18 protein-coding genes and 1 pseudogene are annotated in these 19427 nt (G+C 38.8%); 10 read left to right on the plus strand and 9 right to left on the minus strand.

Going from position 1 to position 19427, the window contains the following annotated elements:
* The first annotated feature begins 214 nt into the window (after positions 1 to 214).
* Positions 215 to 976 carry an AcfC family putative adhesin gene (locus F936_RS01940; protein WP_016801777.1) on the plus strand — a complete coding sequence of 254 codons (762 nt, stop codon included), beginning with the start codon at positions 215 to 217 and terminating at the stop codon, positions 974 to 976.
* A gap of 72 nt (positions 977 to 1048) precedes the next feature.
* On the opposite strand, the gene F936_RS01945 is transcribed toward F936_RS01940, so the two are convergent.
* From F936_RS01945 to pncB, 5 genes are all read right to left on the minus strand, one after another.
* Positions 1049 to 1468 (minus strand): hypothetical protein, encoded by a 420-nt coding sequence (locus F936_RS01945; RefSeq protein WP_005044344.1) that lies wholly within the window; start codon positions 1466 to 1468, stop codon positions 1049 to 1051.
* A 129-nt stretch (positions 1469 to 1597) separates the two neighbouring features.
* Positions 1598 to 2818 carry an acetamidase/formamidase family protein gene (locus F936_RS01950; RefSeq protein ID WP_026055562.1) on the minus strand — a complete coding sequence of 407 codons (1221 nt, stop codon included), beginning with the start codon at positions 2816 to 2818 and terminating at the stop codon, positions 1598 to 1600.
* Between the two features lie 427 nt (positions 2819 to 3245).
* Entirely contained in the window at positions 3246 to 4097 is an 852-nt protein-coding gene (gene asd, locus F936_RS01955; protein WP_004790127.1) for an archaetidylserine decarboxylase, read from the minus strand.
* Positions 4094 to 4942 (minus strand): sulfurtransferase, encoded by an 849-nt coding sequence (locus tag F936_RS01960; RefSeq protein ID WP_016801778.1) that lies wholly within the window; start codon positions 4940 to 4942, stop codon positions 4094 to 4096. The genes asd and F936_RS01960 overlap by 4 nt, the downstream gene beginning before the upstream one ends.
* Before the next feature lie 147 nt (positions 4943 to 5089).
* Positions 5090 to 6304: a nicotinate phosphoribosyltransferase gene (gene pncB / locus F936_RS01965; protein WP_004640085.1), complete on the minus strand. Its 1215-nt coding sequence runs from the start codon at positions 6302 to 6304 to the stop codon at positions 5090 to 5092.
* 168 nt (positions 6305 to 6472) lie between these two features.
* Here pncB and dtd point away from each other — a divergent pair, with 168 nt between their 5' ends.
* Positions 6473 to 6916 (plus strand): D-aminoacyl-tRNA deacylase, encoded by a 444-nt coding sequence (gene dtd, locus F936_RS01970; protein WP_003654183.1) that lies wholly within the window; start codon positions 6473 to 6475, stop codon positions 6914 to 6916.
* Between the two features lie 43 nt (positions 6917 to 6959).
* Here the strand turns inward: dtd and F936_RS01975 are convergent, their stop codons facing one another.
* From F936_RS01975 to serB, 3 genes are all read right to left on the minus strand, one after another.
* On the minus strand, positions 6960 to 7439 hold the full coding sequence (locus F936_RS01975) for a hypothetical protein (RefSeq protein ID WP_003654185.1): 480 nt from the start codon (positions 7437 to 7439) through the stop codon (positions 6960 to 6962).
* 251 nt (positions 7440 to 7690) lie between these two features.
* Positions 7691 to 8026, minus strand: a complete 336-nt coding sequence (gene aciT, locus F936_RS01980) for a ciprofloxacin tolerance protein AciT (protein ID WP_002119105.1) — start codon at positions 8024 to 8026, stop codon at positions 7691 to 7693.
* Positions 8027 to 8435: 409 nt separating this feature from the next.
* On the minus strand, positions 8436 to 9659 hold the full coding sequence (gene serB / locus F936_RS01990; protein WP_005044352.1) for a phosphoserine phosphatase SerB: 1224 nt from the start codon (positions 9657 to 9659) through the stop codon (positions 8436 to 8438).
* 59 nt (positions 9660 to 9718) lie between these two features.
* Here serB and F936_RS01995 point away from each other — a divergent pair, with 59 nt between their 5' ends.
* The 8 genes from F936_RS01995 to glmS all read left to right on the plus strand — a co-directional run bounded on the left by F936_RS01995 (position 9719) and on the right by glmS (position 17980).
* A complete protein-coding gene (locus F936_RS01995) occupies positions 9719 to 11026 on the plus strand; it encodes a hypothetical protein (protein ID WP_080595475.1) in 1308 nt (435 codons plus the stop codon).
* A 239-nt stretch (positions 11027 to 11265) separates the two neighbouring features.
* Positions 11266 to 12387, plus strand: a complete 1122-nt coding sequence (ribBA, locus tag F936_RS02000) for a bifunctional 3,4-dihydroxy-2-butanone-4-phosphate synthase/GTP cyclohydrolase II (RefSeq protein ID WP_003654193.1) — start codon at positions 11266 to 11268, stop codon at positions 12385 to 12387.
* Between the two features lie 11 nt (positions 12388 to 12398).
* The gene (gene ribH, locus F936_RS02005; RefSeq protein ID WP_002119264.1) at positions 12399 to 12869 is read left to right on the plus strand and encodes a 6,7-dimethyl-8-ribityllumazine synthase; all 471 of its coding nucleotides are present in this window, start codon (positions 12399 to 12401) and stop codon (positions 12867 to 12869) included.
* Between the two features lie 3 nt (positions 12870 to 12872).
* Positions 12873 to 13322 carry a transcription antitermination factor NusB gene (gene nusB / locus F936_RS02010; RefSeq protein WP_003654196.1) on the plus strand — a complete coding sequence of 150 codons (450 nt, stop codon included), beginning with the start codon at positions 12873 to 12875 and terminating at the stop codon, positions 13320 to 13322.
* A gap of 16 nt (positions 13323 to 13338) precedes the next feature.
* Positions 13339 to 14256: a thiamine-phosphate kinase gene (thiL, locus tag F936_RS02015; RefSeq protein WP_005044355.1), complete on the plus strand. Its 918-nt coding sequence runs from the start codon at positions 13339 to 13341 to the stop codon at positions 14254 to 14256.
* The gene (locus F936_RS02020; protein ID WP_005044357.1) at positions 14234 to 14749 is read left to right on the plus strand and encodes a phosphatidylglycerophosphatase A family protein; all 516 of its coding nucleotides are present in this window, start codon (positions 14234 to 14236) and stop codon (positions 14747 to 14749) included. Before thiL ends, F936_RS02020 begins: the two co-directional genes overlap by 23 nt.
* Before the next feature lie 15 nt (positions 14750 to 14764).
* Positions 14765 to 16129, plus strand: a complete 1365-nt coding sequence (gene glmU, locus F936_RS02025) for a bifunctional UDP-N-acetylglucosamine diphosphorylase/glucosamine-1-phosphate N-acetyltransferase GlmU (protein WP_005044359.1) — start codon at positions 14765 to 14767, stop codon at positions 16127 to 16129.
* 12 nt (positions 16130 to 16141) lie between these two features.
* Complete coding sequence (glmS, locus tag F936_RS02030; RefSeq protein ID WP_005044361.1) at positions 16142 to 17980, plus strand: glutamine--fructose-6-phosphate transaminase (isomerizing); 1839 nt, start codon at positions 16142 to 16144, stop codon at positions 17978 to 17980.
* A 228-nt stretch (positions 17981 to 18208) separates the two neighbouring features.
* Here glmS and F936_RS02035 read toward each other — a convergent pair.
* Positions 18209 to 18503: pseudogene (locus tag F936_RS02035) on the minus strand (hypothetical protein).
* Positions 18504 to 19427: the final 924 nt, after the last annotated feature.

The raw sequence follows: 19427 nt of genomic DNA on the forward strand, positions 1-19427 counted from the left end.
ATCTATTTAAATAATCAATTTATAAAATCTAAATTACCATAAAATTATCTACATTTATATTCAATTTAAACTAACTTACATTTAAACATAATCACTTAAAATTTAATAAAAATATATTTTAAAGAAACGTATTATAAATATGGTTGCAAAAATTAATCCCATTTAAATAATAAAAAATATATGCTGATATTTTCTTTTTACTATAGCTATGAAAATGTCAAAACAATATAAATTTATACCGTACCTGATTTACCTTACTCTCTGTTCTCTACCGATTTATAGCTTTGCAGACATTCAGGTATATGGTCCTGGTGGGCCAGCACCCGCCATGAAAGAAGCAGCCAAACAATTCACCAATAAAACTGGCATAGCTGTCCATGTAACATCTGGCCCTACGGCTCAATGGTCGGACCAAGCTAAATTAGATGCCGATATTATATATAGTGGTTCCGAAGCCATGATGTCTGATTTTGAAAATTCTTTTTCTGAACAAATTATAAAAGACTCGGTGGAACCTTTGTATTTACGCCCCGCAGCCATTTTAGTACGCAAAGGAAATCCTAAAAATATTAAAGGTTTTAAAGACCTCGCTAAATCTAACATTAAGGTTTTAGTTACGCATGGCGCAGGTCAAGTCGGTATGTGGGAGGATATTGCGGGTAGAACTGGAAATATTCAATTAACCAAATCTTTCCGAAAAAATATTGTCACCTATGCAGCCAACACAGGTATTGCCAAGAAAAACTGGGAAGAAAATAGTAGCTACGATGCTTGGTTAGTCTTTAATATTTGGGGAATCAGTAATCCAGATGTTGGGCAAATTATACCTATAGAGAAAGAACTAGTTGTCTATCGCGATACAGGTGTTGCCTTAACCAAACATAGTTTAAAAGATGCTGAAGCTAAACGGTTTGTAGAGTTTTTATCGTCTCAGCAAGGCAATACTATTTTCAAAAAATATGGTTGGACTAAATAATTTTAAAGGGAGCTAAGCTCCCTTTTTATTTTTTAAAATGATTAATTCTACTTAACCTAAAATATATTCATTTCAAATTAAATATACGCCTGCGGCATATAAACTTCCCAGCATTAGGCAAAAGGCTGAGCTGACATACCAAAATAAATCACTATTTCCCACAAATTTTGACTTTAACCATGGAAAAGCAAAACCACGGATAAGAAATATAACTGCGACAAGCGACAAAATAAGTTTGGTAAAAGGTAATATCTGTATTCCCTTTGCTGCAAGAAAAGCATAAATAGAACATACAGTCAGGATTAAACCGACAGCTATAGCTGTAAAATTAGGATACCAATGCCCTCTTTCGACCATTTGAACAATAGTTTTCCCTGCCCCTAAGAACCGGAAACCATTTGCTCCCCAGAATACACAAATGAAATGAAGTAATGCTGCACAGAATGTTAATAATGCAGCAATATAAAGTAGAGCGTTCGGAAGTGAGTGCATTAGATTTTATACTAATAAATATATATGATATTTATTATACTCAATTATAAAATATATAAAACTTATTAATAGTTGAAATGAATTTAACTTGGTATTTAATATTTTAAATACTAAGCTTAGTTCACTTAATTATTTACTCTCAAACTCTTTAAAATCAGCTTTTCTGATTTTTGCATGGATACCTTTGGTTTTATCTACAACTTGTGAAACTTCAAAATCAGTTGCGGCACTTAAATAGGCATAAGCCGTTGCTTCATCAATACCGTATTCTTGATTTAGGAAACGAATGGCTTCACGTGTAGACTTTTTCATCGCTTCATCTAGATCTTCATCTAGACCCGGCGTAATCCAAAACTCAGCATTTTCAGCTAAAGGTTGTTTTAGCTCTTTGCCCGGTATTTTATCTTTACCTGCTTTGAGCAAGGTAAATTTTAGTGTTGCACGTGCTGAAGCTTCGAGTGCAGTTAATGCTACTTCACCATCCCCTTGCGCGAAATGGCTATCACCCGTATAGAATAATGCGCCTTTGACCTGAACAGGATAATAGGCTGTTGAACCTGCACCTAGTTCATTAATATCAATATTTCCGCCATACATTGCAGGGGGTACAGAGTGAACAGGTTCAGAAGTATTTGCCGCTACACCCATAATTCCCATAAAAGGATACAGAGGAAAACGTATTGATTTACCCGATTCTGTTTTTAATACACCTTCGTACTCACCTTTAGCATTTTTTTCAATTGGTGTGAAAATCGATACATTTCCATAACGTTCAGGATGTTCAGCCGATGCATTTTCTTGCTTTGCTTTTTTTGGAAATTCCCCCACTAAAGCACCTTTACCATGTCGATTTGAAATAACACCGTAAGGTACACGCGGCTCAACTTTAAGTACTTCAACTTTCAAAATATCACCGGGCTGTGCGCCTTCAATTGCAACAGGACCTGTCACAATATGTGGCCCATCTTTATGAAAATCATGCTTTAAATTTGACTGCGTAATTGTTTTTGCTTCTTCCAAGATTTCATTAGATTTGACACCTTTCGATTGAAAGAACTTTTCAGCATTACGCCCTTGGTCTTCAAGCAAACCTTCATGAGAAACCGTATCAAATGTCACAACACTACCCGACGGAACAGTAAGTACGGGTTTGGCATCCCGATTCGGTAAATAACCCCATGTAATGGTTTTTAAAGTAGATGGAACGTAATAATTACCTTTATATTCGCCACTTTGAAGTTCAGTAGGCTGTTTTGAAATTTGATTTAAAACTTTAAAATCATTGGCATGGCTGAGTGAAATACAAAGTACAGATAAAACCGAAGCTGTCAGGCGTTTAACTTTTAACATGATTTCAGAACCTAAAAAAATGAAAATTACAGTAAGGTCCTGAATAGTTAGCAAGCATTGTGCCAAGGCTAAAGACTGTGCAATATCTAAAAAGCACTTCATATTTATAAAATTAAATAATTTTTTATATTTAACAACTTATCTTCAAATAAAATTAAAATTACGACTTAAGTCTAACTTGAATATTTCTTTCTATTTTTATTTATTAATTTTCAATCATATTAATATTTTTGCTCTCTTCAGACACATATTTATAGACTAGCTTCTATAACGTCCTATTTCAGATCATTTAATAATAATTATATTTCTATATAATATAAATAAAAACATAGTTATATATTTTACGATTATATAATTTAAATCAAAAAAATAAACCCTGAATAATTAAAGTCAGGGTTTATTTATCTTATAAGGGTTATATCGTTTACTAAACCGTATGTCCCATACGCTCGCCCATTACAACTACAGACTCAGCTTTAAAACGTTGTTCCCATTCGATCTTATCTTTTTCAAATAAAATAACGGCAGTAGAACCTAAATAAAAACGTCCAAGCTCGGCACCTTTTTCTAGTTTCAACTGATGATGCTGTAATTCGATACGACCTGAAGGTTTCACTTTACCTGTCGCCACAGTTTCAATACCAGCAACAATCATGGCACCTACTAAAACAACAGCCATACGGCCAAGTTCAGTATCAAACAAACACACCATACGTTCATTACGGGCAAATAGTCCCGGTACATTTTCAGCAGTCACCTGATTTACCGAAAATAGCTCACCCGGTACATACAAAGTTTCAGTTAATGTACCTGCAAACGGCATATGTACACGGTGGTAATCGCGTGGCGATAAATAAACTGTCGCGAACTCGCCTTCTTGAAATGGCTGAGCAAGTTGTGGGTCGCCAATGAGTTTCTCTACAGAAAAGCTTTGGCCTTTTGCTTGAAATACTTCACCCGCAGTAATTTTACCAATCTGAGAAATAGCACCATCAGCAGGTGACACAATGCTATCTGCATTTTCGTCAACGAGACGCACGCCATCTTTTAAAGCACGAGTAAAAAAGTCATTAAAAGATTTATATTTCAGGGCATTACCTTGTTCAGCAATCGATAAATCAATCCCATATTTGGTTTTAAATGCATGAATAACAGCAGTTTTCACAACTGGATTTTCACTCGCAGCAACTTTACCTACCACACGGCTTAATTGATGCTGTGGTACAAGGTTTTGTGCCTTAATAAATAATTCTTTTTTTAATCGAGATGTGAAACTCACGACGGTGATTCTCCAGTAATAATAGGACTATCGAGGCGATTGCCCCATTCACTCCACGCACCATCATAGGCTTTTGCTTCCCAGCCCAAGAGTCTAGCCAAAATATAGGCTAAACCGGAACGGTGATGTGACTGGCAGTACACAACTACGGGTTGCTGTAAATCGAACCCAAGTTGTTCAAGGCGCTGCCGCGTGCGTTCAAGCGGATGCAATTTTAGATGATTTTGACGATTAAGTGCAGTACTCCATTCAAAATGGAGCGCATTTGGAATGTGACCGCCGCGTCGTGCTGCTAAACGGATCCCACTATATTCATCACTTGTCCGGCAATCCCACAATTGAACATTTTCTTGTTCTACTTGTTTGCGTAGCTCTTCATAGTTCACACGGAACTGAGCGGCATGCGATAAATCAATCTGAATTAAGTCAGTAACAGGAGAAACTTCTTCGACTTCTGCTGTAGTTGGTAACCCTGCTCCTAACCATGCATGGATACCGCCATTAATTAAACTGGTACGGGTGAATCCTAAGCAATGCAAATTCCAGATTAAACGTCCAGCCCATGCTCCACCTTCATCGTCATAGACCACAACATGATGATTCGGTGAAATATTCAATTTCTCAATCAGTGCTTGTAAACCTGCTTCATCTGGCAAAATACCAGTGGCTTCTTCGTGTTGAGACACTAACCATTTAGGTTGTAAGTGAATAGCATGCGGAATATGAAGTTGCTCATAAACAGAAGCACGGCTCAAATCTACAATACGAATATATTCATTGCCTAAATAAGGCACTAATTCTTCTGCTTCTATTAATAAATCGAGTTTAAAATCCGGGAGTGTCATCGTCATGGTTTCTTTTTATACCAGCTTAATTTCATATTAGCATAAGCATATATCTATCAAACTCTGATTTTCTGCAACTCTTTAGCAGAAAATCAGATATCAGCATTCTTACTTTTAAAAATACAAAATAGTGAGATTATTTTTTAATTAAACCACTTCTTCAAGTTCTTCGATTTCAAAAACCTGACGTAAATAAGCCAAGAAAGTATCATTATCAGTCATAGTTTTACCTGGACTATCAGAAATTTTCGCAACCGATTGACCATTACATTCAACCAATTTCAACACAATATTGAGCGGTTTTTGGCCCATATCATTGGTCAAATTAGTTCCAATACCAAAACTCACCTGAAAACGATCTTTAAAGTATTGATGTAATTCCCATGCTTTTGGCAAATTAAGGCCATCACTAAAAGTCAGCATTTTGGTTTTGGTATCAATTTTTAATTTACGATAATGTGCATAAGCCTTATCGCCCCATTCGTAAGGGTCACCACTGTCATGGCGTAAGCCATCAAATAGTTTCGCAAAATACAAGTCAAAATCTCGGAGGAAAGCATCCATGCCCACCACATCGGTTAGGGCTATTCCTAAATCTCCACGATATTCTTGAACCCAGGTCTCTAAAGCCGCTTTCTGGAAATCACGCAGTCGGACATCAAGTGCCTGAAAAGCTTGTAGGAATTCATGAGCCATGGTCCCAATTGGCGTAATGTTTAACTCTTTAGCAAGTAATACATTACTTGTACCACGGAATACATTTGGCACGGTTTTATGAAAAGCTGCCACAACATGCTTTTGCCATACGAAGCTATAACGGCGACGTGTACCAAAATCAGAGACTAAAAATGGCGGGTCATTCGGCTTTTGAGTTTTTTCATATTGCTGAACCAATTCAAGCTTGGCTTGTAAACGGCGTTCACCCTCAGCCCATACTTCATCGTTTTTAATACGGCTAAAATAAAGTTCATTTACAATTGCCAATACAAAAATTTCAAACATCATGGCTTGGACCATCGGACCTTCAATACGAATATCCAAACGACCTTCCGCATCAATGCTGGCCTGAATAAAGCGCCTTTTCAGTTGAAATAGTTCCAAATAATCAACAAAGTCACTTTTGATAAAGCGTAATTTACGCAAATATTGAAGCTCGTCTTCTTTATATTTAAGGCTACATAAATAGTCGAGTTGCTGATTTAAATCATCCAAAATATCTACTAGTGGATAGACAGTATCTTCTAAATTTCTACAGCGGAAATGGTAGACACTATGGGTTTGCGGAAACTTATGCAAAACCACCTGTAACATCGTAAATTTGTACAAGTCTGTATCTAGTAAAGAATGGATAATTGGAGACATAGTCAGTGATTATTCGCTTGCTTCTTAGCATTAAAGCATATTTTTATAAATGAATTGCGAGCTTTTAGACCATTGTTGCAGCTCCGTGAAATTTCCTTTTAAAAATCATTTAATTTAATTTCTGCTAAACTACGCCAATTCAATCAATTGCAGAAATTTGCTTTAACTATGCGTGCTTTAATACAACGAGTTCTTGAAGCTAAAGTGGTGGTTGACGGTGAGACTACCGGTGAAATCCAACAAGGCTTATTGGTTTTTTTAGGCATTGGCCGTGATGACACTTTAGCGATTGGCCAAAAGCTTATTGATAAGATTTTGAAATATCGTATCTTTGATGACGAACAGGGCAAAATGGGCTGGAATGTGTCTCAAGCAAATGGTGGAATCCTGCTTGTTTCGCAATTTACCCTTATGGCTCAAACCCAAAAAGGTTTACGTCCAGATTTTGGTCCAGCCATGCCACCAGCAGATGCCAAAGCGTTATATGAACAGTTGGTTGAATATACACATTCACAATTTGAAAAAGTTCAAACTGGCATTTTTGCAGCCGATATGAAAGTTCATTTAATTAATGATGGTCCAGTTACGTTTAACTTGGAAGTCGAAGCGTAGATATAAAAAAACTCCCGAACGGGAGTTTTTTTATATCTGGCGATTAACGACCAGTTTTCTCTTTAATAAAAGCACGTGCCTGACGTACTTTATCTTTAACTGGTTTTGGCAACTTAGGTGGAATGAGTCTAGCCACTTGGTTAAACCAAACCAATAGGCTGAAGTCACCTTCCATTTTAATGCTGCCGTTTTGCATACCTGTCATGAATGCTGTTGGATCACCTTTAATCAAAGTTTTTACACCCTGTTCGCTATCTGCAAACTGCAAGATAAAATCAGCTTTTTCAGGTGCGCCTGCAACAGTATCGATCTGTCCATTATTAATAATGATCTGACGTGCAACACCTAAATCCGTACCAATCTGAATACGGAATGCGCGGTCATGAATCAATTCAATAAACTTAGGGCTAGTACGTGCCAATTGCTTCATACGCAGCACTAAACCTGCTACCAATAAATCTAACGGGTCTGTACTGACATCAACGAGAGGTAATTTGACTACAGGTATAGAAGAAAGTTTCATGAACATTCACGCCTATTGTATTTTTATGAAAACTTTAGAGCAAAACTCAGTAAGGACATACCATTGCCTGTGTTTTGTGCATTAACTGATAATTTTTAGCTGGCAACGCAATCTAGATGAAACGTCAACAGACCCATGTATCGTAGCATAACTGGCTATTTTTTAATAAATGCTTTGTATAATAAAAATCACGTTTCGTAAATAAAAAAGGCATGCTGTGCATACCTCTTTACCGTTAGATAACAATTTAATTATCGGCTAGAACATTGCTGCTGATCATCTTCATATACTGGCGTGTGTTCTATATATTGGCGATTTGCCAAAGCCTTTTGTGCCTGTTTATCCTCACGTAACAAAATAAATGTAACCATTACCATCGCTAGACTTAGTGCAGTTAAATAACTATAGGTGACTGGCATTTCAAAAGTGACTTGAACTCCAAAACGGACCACTTCCAATAGCCCCCAAAAGAACATCCCTGCAAGCATAAAACCAAGCCAACGACGGTAAGGAGAAAAGAAAACAGCAACAAGCGCGACAGCGATCAAGCTGAATCCGGCGATAGCGGCAAAATTCGCTGTTACCATAGAAACCTCCGTCTTAATGAAAACGTCTAAAAAGATTCGGTCTTAAAACCCCGACCTCATTCCAAAAACAACTTTAATTCATAATTTGTGTTGAAGCTTAGGATGCATTATGGATGTTTTTTTTTAGAAAAAAAGACCCGTTATTTCTTAATGCGACACACTTTGTCGCAACATTCTTTTGTCATTACATTTTTGTAAAATTCAAAAAGTTCGATTCCCTATATGGCATCAATTCTGGCGTGTCATTACAAAAAAATATGCTGTTTTTAAGGACCAAAATAAGTTTTTTTCAGATTTTTTTATTGCCTTTTTTCTGTGCACGATTTGAGCATAACACCCTTGATTTTATAACTATTCTGCATAAAAAAAGCGCTACTCTGAAGTAGCGCTTAAAGCTTAGCCCTATAGGTTAAGCACGGTTTAAATCTTTGTCATGCATGCCCAGTAAATACAGCACACCATCCAAACCAACACTTGAAATAGCCTGATTTGCATTTTGACGAACTAAAGGTTTAGCACGGTAAGCAACACCTAGGCCCGCAATCGCAAGCATAGGTAGATCGTTTGCACCATCTCCTACCGCCATGGCTTGCTCTAAAGAAATGCCCATTTTGTTCGCAAGTTCACGTAATAGCTCAGCTTTACGTGCGCCATCAACAATCGCACCTTTAACCTCACCTGTTACAAAGCCATCTTGCACATCTAAAATGTTGGCATGAACTTCATCAATACCAAGTTTACCTTGTAGATATTCAGCAAAATATTGGAATCCACCCGATAAAATTGCTGTTTTATAGCCAAGCGCCTTCAATGTTGAAATGAGGCGTTCTGCACCTTCAGTAATGGTTAAACGCTCTGCAATTTTAGGTAAAACAGCAGCATCTAGCCCTTTTAATAATGCAACACGAGCACGGAAGCTTTGCTGGAAATCAAGTTCGCCTTGCATCGCTCTTTCAGTGATTTCAGCAACTTGTGCGCCTACCCCTGCTTCAATCGCCAACTCATCAATAACTTCTTGTTCAATTAATGTTGAGTCCATATCAAAACAAACTAAACGACGGTTACGTCGATAAGCGTTATCTTCTTGAACAGCAACATCAATGTTTAATTCGCTTGAAAGACGTAAACATGCTGCACGCATGGCTTGTGCATCTAAAGTTGGACCACTACTTAAACCAAACTGTACACATGCACGACGTGGAAATGCGCTATCCTTTTCAAAGTCGACACGGCCTGATAATCGGGTAACAGTTTCAATGTTAAAGCCTTGGCTAGACACAATTTGTGTAACTGCTTGTAAGTGGCCAGCAGTGAGTTCAGGTGCCAAAGCCGTGACGATATAACGAGTACGACCGCCTTCACTTACCCATTGATCGTATTCTGCGCCTGCGATTGGTTTAAAGCGCACTGTTAAGCCAATATCATGTGCTAAAATCAGAATTTCTTTCATTGCCAATGCGGTCGCAGTTTCATTATCTGACGCGACTACAATGCCCAATGTGAGTTGATTATGAATAACAGCCTGACCTACATCCAGTATTTGCAATGAATGTACGGATAGTACTTGCATTAATCGGGTAAACTGGTTTGGTTGGTCTGGTCCTAAAAAGGATATAAGAATGATTTCTCGCATGAATTGACTCTAGTCTGAGTGACAACTATTGTAAGAATCATAATCGAATTTCAATATAATTGCCTTGGAAGTTTAACTTGATTGCGCCTAGACAAGGGCTATTTGCTAGCCTACTGATCGTTAGTTTTGCATTGCATACCTTTTTATTGGTGATTGCAACGACACACCAGCTCAATGAAAACCGTGCGAGTCAAGGTCAGCTCATGACCAGTCAGCTCGTTGCAGACAGCTTATCTGAGCTAGAACCGGCAAATACGGTATCTTTAGCTCTGATTGCCAATCGCTATGCGACCAATCCAAGCGTTGCGTCTATTCGCATTCTTGATGCCAATAAACAAGTGTTGGCAACGAGCGGAATTTCAAAAACTCGCCAAGGTGAGATTTTTGCTCGCGATGCGCTGCAAAATGAAAAGAAAGTGGGTTCTATCGAGATTACGCTTATTCAGCCAAGTATTGGGGAAATTCTCCGCACTCAATGGCTGGCAATCTTAGCTTCTCTGTTTTTGCATGTTTTATTATGGCTTGCCTATCGCGCCATTGCTCGTCCGACCCGTAGCGAATATTTGGCACGTATTAACGAAGAGAACCGCTTAAAACATGAAATTCAGCAGTTAACTCAGGCGCTTGCACTCGAAAAACAAAATACAGTGACGTTGGTTGCTCAAGCTCAGCAACAAGCGAAAGGTAAACCAGCGGTTCGTCCTCAGCCTGAGAAAACTACAGATTCAGCTGACCAACATATGTTGGCACTTAACATTCAGTTTTATGATCCTAAACAGTTATTAAGCAGTGTTAACCAATCGGTATCTGTCCCGTACTTTAAACTCTGTCAGCTCTTTTTAAACAAGAGTATTGAGTTGTGCGTTAAGCATTATCAATTAAAGCTATCGGACATTGAAGTTGTAAATGAGTTTAATGCTGAAGGCGCTACACTTGCGATTTCAACTTCGCATACTCACGCTGTAGAGTGTCTGCTTATGGTTGGAACCGTATTCCAGTTGCTTTCTGATGTTTTATATAAACGTTACCGCGAAGATAAACGCTTTGCTTTGCAAACGCGTAGTGCAACTTGTAATGCCGTAGAAGCTATGCAAATTGATGCGAAAGAGGCTGCTCAACGTTTAGCCCAGCATCTTCATGCGAAAGAATCTGCTTTATATCTTGAGAATGATCAACTCAAGGCAATTCAAGACAGCTATCAACTTGTTGCAATGCCAAATCCAAGCAATGTCATGACTCGCCATGCCTTTATGATCAATGGCATGAATGCAGAGTGTGCTGAACTTGCTCAAAATATCCGGACTGAGATTTTGATGGGGAAAAAATCAATCCCACAAAATGATAGTCCAAGCAGTGCAGCTTCATAAAAAGTAAGTGCGCATATTGGAACCTAGCCTTTTGGCTAGGTTTTTTTATTTAAATTCATCGTTTTTATTTTAAATTATTCCATTTTCTTATGATTTATTTGTATAAATAAAGCTGGATCTATTCTATCTCGTTGCAAATTTGGATAAATCAGAATCATAGGCAAAATTCTCTAAACAGCGTAAACTATGCAAAATTTATTAAATAGAAATTGTCTAACGACAAAAAAAGGTGAAAGCGAATGCCGCTGAGTCGTGTTGAAGATCTTGTCGCCGATATTCGTGCAGGCAAAATGGTTATCTTGATGGATGACGAAGATCGCGAAAATGAAGGTGATCTTGTCATTGCAGCAACGCATGTTCGTCCTGAAGATATTAACTTCATGATTACCCATGCACGTGGTCTAGTTTGCCTAACGTTAAGCCGTGAGCGCTGTAAGCAGTTAAACCTTCCCTTGATGGTTGACCAAAACGGTGCTCAGCATAGTACAAACTTTACACTATCAATCGAAGCAGCTGAAGGTATTACAACTGGTATTTCAGCAGCAGAGCGTGCACATACAATTCAAGCTGCTGTCGCAGCGCATGCAAAGCCAAGTGATATTGTACAACCGGGCCATATTTTCCCCTTAATGGCACAACCAGGCGGTGTTCTACATCGTGCAGGTCATACCGAAGCGGGCTGTGATTTAACACGCTTAGCAGGTCTTGAACCAGCTTCTGTCATTTGTGAAATCATCAATGAAGATGGCACAATGGCGCGCCGTGCAGATTTAGAAATTTTTGCTGAGAAGCATGGCTTAAAAATTGGTACAATTGCGGACTTGATTCACTATCGCATGACCAATGAGCAAACGGTTGAACGTCTGGATCAAAAAACCATTCAAACAGAATATGGTTCATTTGAACTCTATCGTTATCGTGAGATTGGTAATCCGGACATCCATTTGGCTTTAGTCAAAGGCGAGCCAAAAGAAGGTGTTACAACAGTACGTGTACACGGTTTCAGTCCAATTCGTGATTTGCTTAAGCTAAATAAGGCTGATGGTGAACCTGCGTGGAATCTAGACCGTGCACTACAGACAATTGCAGCGAGTGATCGCGGTGTTTTAGTCTGGATCGGGCAAGATCATTTGCAAGACTTGGGACCAGCGTTGGATGATTTAAATAAGCCAAAACCGGTGAAATCCAATGCAGCACTTTCACATCAATATCAAACCATTGGTGTAGGCGCTCAAATTTTGCGTGACTTAGGTGTTGAAAAAATGAAGCTTCTTAGCTCACCATTACGTTTCAATGCTTTATCTGGCTTTAATTTAGAAGTAGTGGAATATGTCACTGCTGATCAAATCACAACGAAATAATCGAGGTTGCTATGGCAATTCGCCGTATTGAAGGTTTATTACATCTCGCAAGCGAAGGTCGTTATGCGATTTTAGTGGGTCGTTTCAACAGTTTTGTTGTTGAACACTTATTGGATGGTGCAATCGACACATTAAAACGTCATGGTGTAAATGAAGATAACATTACTGTTATTCATGCTCCTGGCGCATGGGAACTCCCGATTGTTGCTAAAAAATTAGCTACATCAAATCAGTTTGATGCAATCATCGCACTTGGCGCAGTTATTCGTGGTAGCACACCACACTTTGACTTCGTTGCTGGTGAATGTGCAAAAGGTTTAGGTGTAGTCGCGTTAGAAAGCAGCTTGCCTGTCATCAATGGTGTATTAACTACTGATAGCATCGAGCAAGCCATCGAACGTTCAGGTACAAAAGCAGGTAATAAAGGTAGCGAAGCTGCTTTAACTGCAATTGAAATGGTTAATTTATTAAAGGCAATTTAAAGCATGTCTCAAACACTGCAAGCCGTTTATGCAGCAAAACGCAAAGCACGTCGTTTTGCTGTACAAGGTATTTATGAGTGGCAAATGAGTCACAACCCTGTACATGAAATCGAAGCACGTACCCGTGCTGAAAATGCCATGCACAAAGTAGACTTAAACTACTATCACGAACTATTAACTCAAGTGATCGCACAGCGCGACGATCTTGATGCATTGTTAATTCCGGTACTTGACCGTGAACTTGATGCACTTGATGGTGTAGAGCTCGCAACCTTACGTTTGGGTGCTTACGAGTTACGTGATCATTTAGAAGTACCTTATCGTGTAGTTCTTGATGAAGCCATTGAACTCGCCAAACACTTTGGTGGAGCAGATAGCCATAAATACATTAATGGCGTTTTAGATCGTTTAAGTTCAACACTACGTAGTGCTGAAAAACAACAAGCAAACTAATAGGTTTGAAGTTGATATGGCTGAGTTTTCTATTATTGACCAATACTTTAACAGACAATCTTATACAGATGTCACCTTAGGTATTGGAGATGACTCAGCCTTAATCACCCCTCCCCGAAACCAACAATTGGTGATCTGTGCAGATACGCTAGTTGCTGGACGTCACTTCCCTCTTGATACCTCTGCCCATGCAATTGGCTGGAAAAGTGTGGCTGTCAATCTTTCAGATATTGCTGCCATGGGTGCTAAACCTCATAGTATTTTACTTGCGTTAAGCTTACCTACCATTGACCATGAATGGCTTGAAGGATTCAGTCAGGGAATCTATGACTGCTGTAATAAATTTGGTGTTGCTCTCATTGGTGGAGATACAACCCAAGGTCCACATCTCACCATTACCGTCACGGCTATGGGCTGGATTGAAACCGGACAAGCTGTGCTACGTTCGGGCGCAAAAGTCGGTGACTATGTGTGTGTGAGCGGTCAAGTTGGAGATGCAGCCTATGGTTTACAACACCTAGGCCATCCATTACAAAAAAGACTAGACTATCCAACACCACGTTGTCAGCTTGGACAACAGTTGAAGGGTCTTGCTTCTAGCATGATTGATATTTCTGATGGATTAGCCCAAGATTTAGGCCATATTTTAAAAGCTTCAAAGGTCGGTGCTCGATTACTTTTAGAAAAGTTACCGATTGATTCAACGCTAGAGAAACTACCAGAACAGCAGCGTTGGCAATATGCGCTAGCTGGCGGTGATGACTACGAATTATGTTTTACAATAACACCTCAAAATTATGAAAAACTTTTGCAAAAACAACTAGACATTAAGATTACAATGATCGGACAGATCGTTGAGCAAACACAACTAACTTTTGAGCATTTGGGTTCGGATTACCCATTGCAAATTCATGGATACCAACACTTTGCATAAGCCGCCGATTCATTTTAAAGACATGTCTTGGTTCAACCGCTGCATCGTTTTCTGTGGAGTTGGTTTCGGATCTGGTCTCGCACCTAAAGCCCCTGGTACTTTTGGCTCTGCCTTTGCCCTACTCTTCGTTCCGATCTGGTTATCGCTTGGATTTAACTTAAGCTTAATCGCGATGATTATCATGTCCTTGGTCGGGATTTATATTTGTGGTCAAACAGCAAAAGTTATAAATGTACACGATGATGGTCGAATTGTGTGGGATGAATTTGCAGGGCAATCTATTACCTTTCTTCCTCTCATTTACTTACAACAAATGAACTGGATGTGGGTGATCGTCGGCTTCATATTATTTCGAATTTTCGATGTTTGGAAACCTTGGCCTATCCGTGTTATTGATCGTCAAGTGCATGGTGGTTTTGGTATTATGCTTGACGATATTATTGCCGGTGTATGGGCTGCTCTTTGTACACTAATTATTATCCATTTGACTTAATCATTAGAGTTATACATGTCAACTACCGTCATTATTCTTGCTGCTGGCAAAGGAACGCGTATGCGTTCTCAGCTTCCTAAAGTATTACAACCTTTAGCTGGTCGCCCACTATTAGGGCATGTCATTCAAACAGCAAAACAATTACAAGCTAAAAATATTATTACGATTTATGGTCATGGTGGTGACCGCGTACAACAAACATTTGCCCAAGAAAATATTGAGTGGGTTGAACAAGCTGAACAATTAGGTACAGGTCATGCAGTACAAATGACTTTACCCGTACTCCCAAAAGAAGGTGTTTCACTGATTTTATCAGGCGATGTACCATGCATTAATGCAAATACGCTGCAAAAATTATTAGATGCATCGACCCAGACAGGAATTGGCTTAGTTACGCTCACTGTAGATGATGCAACAGGTTATGGCCGTATTGTGCGTCAAGATGGCAAAATTCAAGCCATTGTTGAACATAAAGATGCAAATGAAGCACAACGCCAAATTAAAGAATTTAATACAGGCATTTACTGTGTTAGCAACGCAAAACTTCATGAGTGGTTGCCTAAACTTTCAAATGAAAATGCACAGGGCGAATATTACTTAACCGACATCGTTGCAATGGCAATTGCAGATGGCTTAGAAGTTGCCTCTGTTGAACCAGAGCTTGCTTTTGAAGTTGAAGGTGTTAATGACCGCTTACAACTTGCAGCTTTAGAACGCCAGTTCCAGCAAGAACAAGTCAAAAAGCTCATGCAGCAAGGCGTAATGTTCTTTGATCCTGCACGTTTTGATTTACGTGGCTCTGTAAAAGTTGGACAAGACGTTCGTATTGACATCAATGTTATTATTGAAGGTGAATGCGAGCTTGGTGATTTTGTAGAAATCGGCGCTGGCTGTATTTTAAAGAACACCAAAATTGCAGCAGGCACTAAAGTTCAAGCCTATAGCGTTTTTGATGGCGCAGTTGTAGGCGAAAATGCTCAAATTGGACCATTTGCACGCTTACGCCCAGGGGCTAAATTGGCAAATGAAGTGCATATCGGCAACTTTGTTGAAGTTAAAAACACATCGATTGGGCTAGGTAGTAAAGCTAACCATTTCACATACTTAGGTGATGCGGAAATCGGTGCTGAATCAAATATTGGGGCAGGTACTATTACTTGTAATTACGACGGTGCAAATAAACACAAAACCACTATTGGCGATGCCGTTTTTATCGGTTCTAATAGCTCGCTGGTTGCTCCGGTGACCATTGGGAATGGCGCAACAGTTGGTGCGGGTTCTGTGATTACGAAAGATGTAGCCGAACAAAGTCTCTCCTTTGAACGTGCGCAACAAATTTCAAAAGCAAATTATCAACGTCCCCAAAAGGTTAAAAAATAAGAGGATTGAAGTATGTGTGGTATCGTCGGAGGCGTTGCAGAGCGTTGTGTAACCGAGATTTTAATTGAAGGTTTAAAACGTCTTGAATACCGTGGTTATGATTCTGCGGGTGTTGCTTTACTAAATAATCAACAGATTTTACGTGAGCGTCGTGTAGGTAAAGTCATCAATCTTGCAGATGCAGTTGCTGAACACCAACTTACAGGGGCTATCGGCATTGCGCATACACGTTGGGCGACCCATGGTAAACCAACTGAAAATAATGCTCACCCGCATATGTCTGGTAAGGTTGCTGTCGTACATAACGGTATCATTGAGAACTATCAAGAGCTAAAAGACGACCTACAAGCTTTAGGTTATGTTTTTACTTCTCAAACAGATACTGAAGTTGTTGCACACTTAGTTGCTGAAGCCCTAAAAAGCACAGATAGCCTTTTAGACGCTGTTGAAGCTGTTGTACCACAGCTTAAAGGTGCTTACGCACTAGGTATTATCCATAGCGATTATCCAGATGAACTCATTACTGTACGTGAAGGTTCACCTTTAGTGATTGGCGTAGGTATTGGTGAAAACTTTATCAGTTCAGACCAACTTGCACTTTTACCTGTGACTAACCGCTTTATGTACCTAGAAGAAGGTGATATTGCGCGTCTTACACGTACTTCAATTGAAGTATTTGCAAACGGTGAACGCGTTGAACGTCCAGTGAGAGAGCTTGATGCAACTGTAAGCAGCGCATCAAAAGGCGAATACAAACACTACATGCTCAAAGAAATTTATGAGCAGCCAGAAGCAATCAAGCAAACGATTTCTCAAGCACTTGATGGCAATAGCTTACGTGATGATTTCTTGAAAAATGCTGAAGCAGATTTTAATAAAATTCAAAGCGTACAAATCATCGCTTGTGGTACAAGTTACCACTCAGGAATGATTGCGAAATATTGGTTTGAACAACTCATTGGTGTGCCTTGCCAAGTTGAAATCGCGAGTGAATTCCGCTATCGCACACCTGTAATTGTTGAAAATACACTTTATATTTGTATTTCACAGTCAGGTGAAACAGCCGATACATTAGCGGCGCTACGCGAAACTCAAAAACGTGCTAAAGCAAACAATATCGACATTCAGACTTTAACCATCTGTAACGTTGCTACGTCTTCAATGGTTCGTGAAACTGATCATCACTTATTGACTCTTGCTGGTCCTGAGATTGGTGTTGCTTCAACTAAAGCGTTCACGACTCAGCTCGCTGCGCTTATGTTGTTAATCTTGAAAATTGGTCAAGTGAAACAACGTATTAGCCCTGCTCTGCTTGAAGAAATTACGCGTGAGCTATGGCACAGCCCGAAAGTTATTCTTGATACGCTTAAACATGATCCAGAAATTTTGCGTTTGTCTGAATTATTCGTTGAAAAAAATCACTGCTTATTCTTAGGCCGTGGTACGAATTATCCAATCGCATTAGAAGGCGCATTAAAGCTAAAAGAAATTTCATATATTCATGCAGAAGGCTATGCAGCTGGTGAGTTAAAACACGGTCCATTAGCACTCGTTGATAATGAAATGCCAATCGTGATTCTTGCTCCACATGATGAAATGCTTGATAAGCTAAAATCAAATATGGAAGAAGTTCAGGCACGTGGTGGTGAGTTATTTGTTTTCGCTGATGAAAATAGCGGAATCAATGAAAAAGACCGTCAGCACGTTGTGCATATTCCAGCAGTAAACGAATGGCTAGCTCCAATTGTTTATAGCGTACCAGTTCAGCTATTGTCTTATCACGTTGCTGTATTACGTGGTACAGACGTTGACCAGCCACGTAACTTGGCGAAGTCAGTAACTGTAGAGTAATTCAAAAAAGATCATTATTAAGGCATCCCCTGCTTTAATAACTGATTGATTAAGCCCGATATGTGTAAGTGCATATCGGGCTTTTTTATTGCGTTCATACGGCTACACAGCCCCTTTCCCGTGAAAGAAAATAGAGAACACTTCCCTAGGGCCCTGTGTCACAACGGACTTTTTACTTTTGCGCTGATTTAAAGTTTGAGAGATCATTGCGACACAGAGATAAAGGAGCTAAGCGAACTTAGCCCATTTCAGTTTTGTCGCAGCGTCGAATGATGCCGAACAAGTTAGGGGCAAAGTCCTGTGGGAGATCAGGACTTTGCAAACTGGTGTGTTTTAAACGTTGTACGGTTTGAGGCGAATACATCTGTGCAAGCTGTTGGCAAACACAATTGCAACTGGCTTGCATGTGTTCACCTGACAAACAAATTCTTTTAAATTCCTGCTGAGCATTCGCATCATCATTTGTAATACTGTAAGCACCGATCACAAGGTTTAAAACTAATATAAATTTATGAAGTTTCATATTATTCTCATGATTATTTATATCTTTAAATAAAATAAAAATATGATTATCCTAAATATTAAAATAATTTTTTAAATAATAATTAACCCTCCCACAAACATAGAAAAATAAAATAATTAAAATTTTAAAATAAAAATAATTTATAAATTTAAAAAATCAGGTCGCAAAAAACCTAAATTTTAAATAAATAAAATAATTAAATAAGAGAGAAAATGAGTTTGAATAGTGGCATAGCCAACTCCTTAAAAATGGAGTCCTACCACCAGATCACCGCGAATTAATTTATGGTGGTAGAACGAAAGAGGGTTGACAGACTGGTGCCCATAGAGACCAGCACGCACGGGGCGTCCCCCTTCCGTCCTACCGCAAAGAAAGGGGACGCAAGGGTCTAACGACTTATAGTAGAACTATAATCCGCTATGGGGACTTACGGTCTGTCAAAACCGTCTGGCAATGTAGGCCAGCAACGAGATAATAATCGGTATAATAAAGAACGTCAATTTTTTTTAATAAAAAAGTTTAAATATAATAATTTTATTAATATTTAGATAATGTTATTCTCTTTATTGTATTCATGGCTTTTAATTAAATTTAAAATATAAACTTGAGTTATATACATTCGGTTAATAAAATAGTTTAATCGTTAATTCTAATTTAATAGTTTATATAAATATATAAGATAAAAAGAGCTAGGCATAAAGACATCTTATAGAAAGCCCCGACTCCATAAGTCGATAAGCGAACACCTCTTACCCTCTTTTCGAACGCTTATTTTTCTACAGCTTTTACGGGTAAATGTTTTCCTAATAAAGAAAAAGTAACATCAATACGTTGTACAGATTTAAAAGTATATTGGGCTTTTTATTGTGCTCATAAAGCTCTAAAGCATAGTTTCTGGCTTTTATTAAGATATTCTAATAAATA

The organism is Acinetobacter calcoaceticus DSM 30006 = CIP 81.8 (assembly GCF_000368965.1).
Lineage (GTDB): Bacteria > Pseudomonadota > Gammaproteobacteria > Pseudomonadales > Moraxellaceae > Acinetobacter > Acinetobacter calcoaceticus.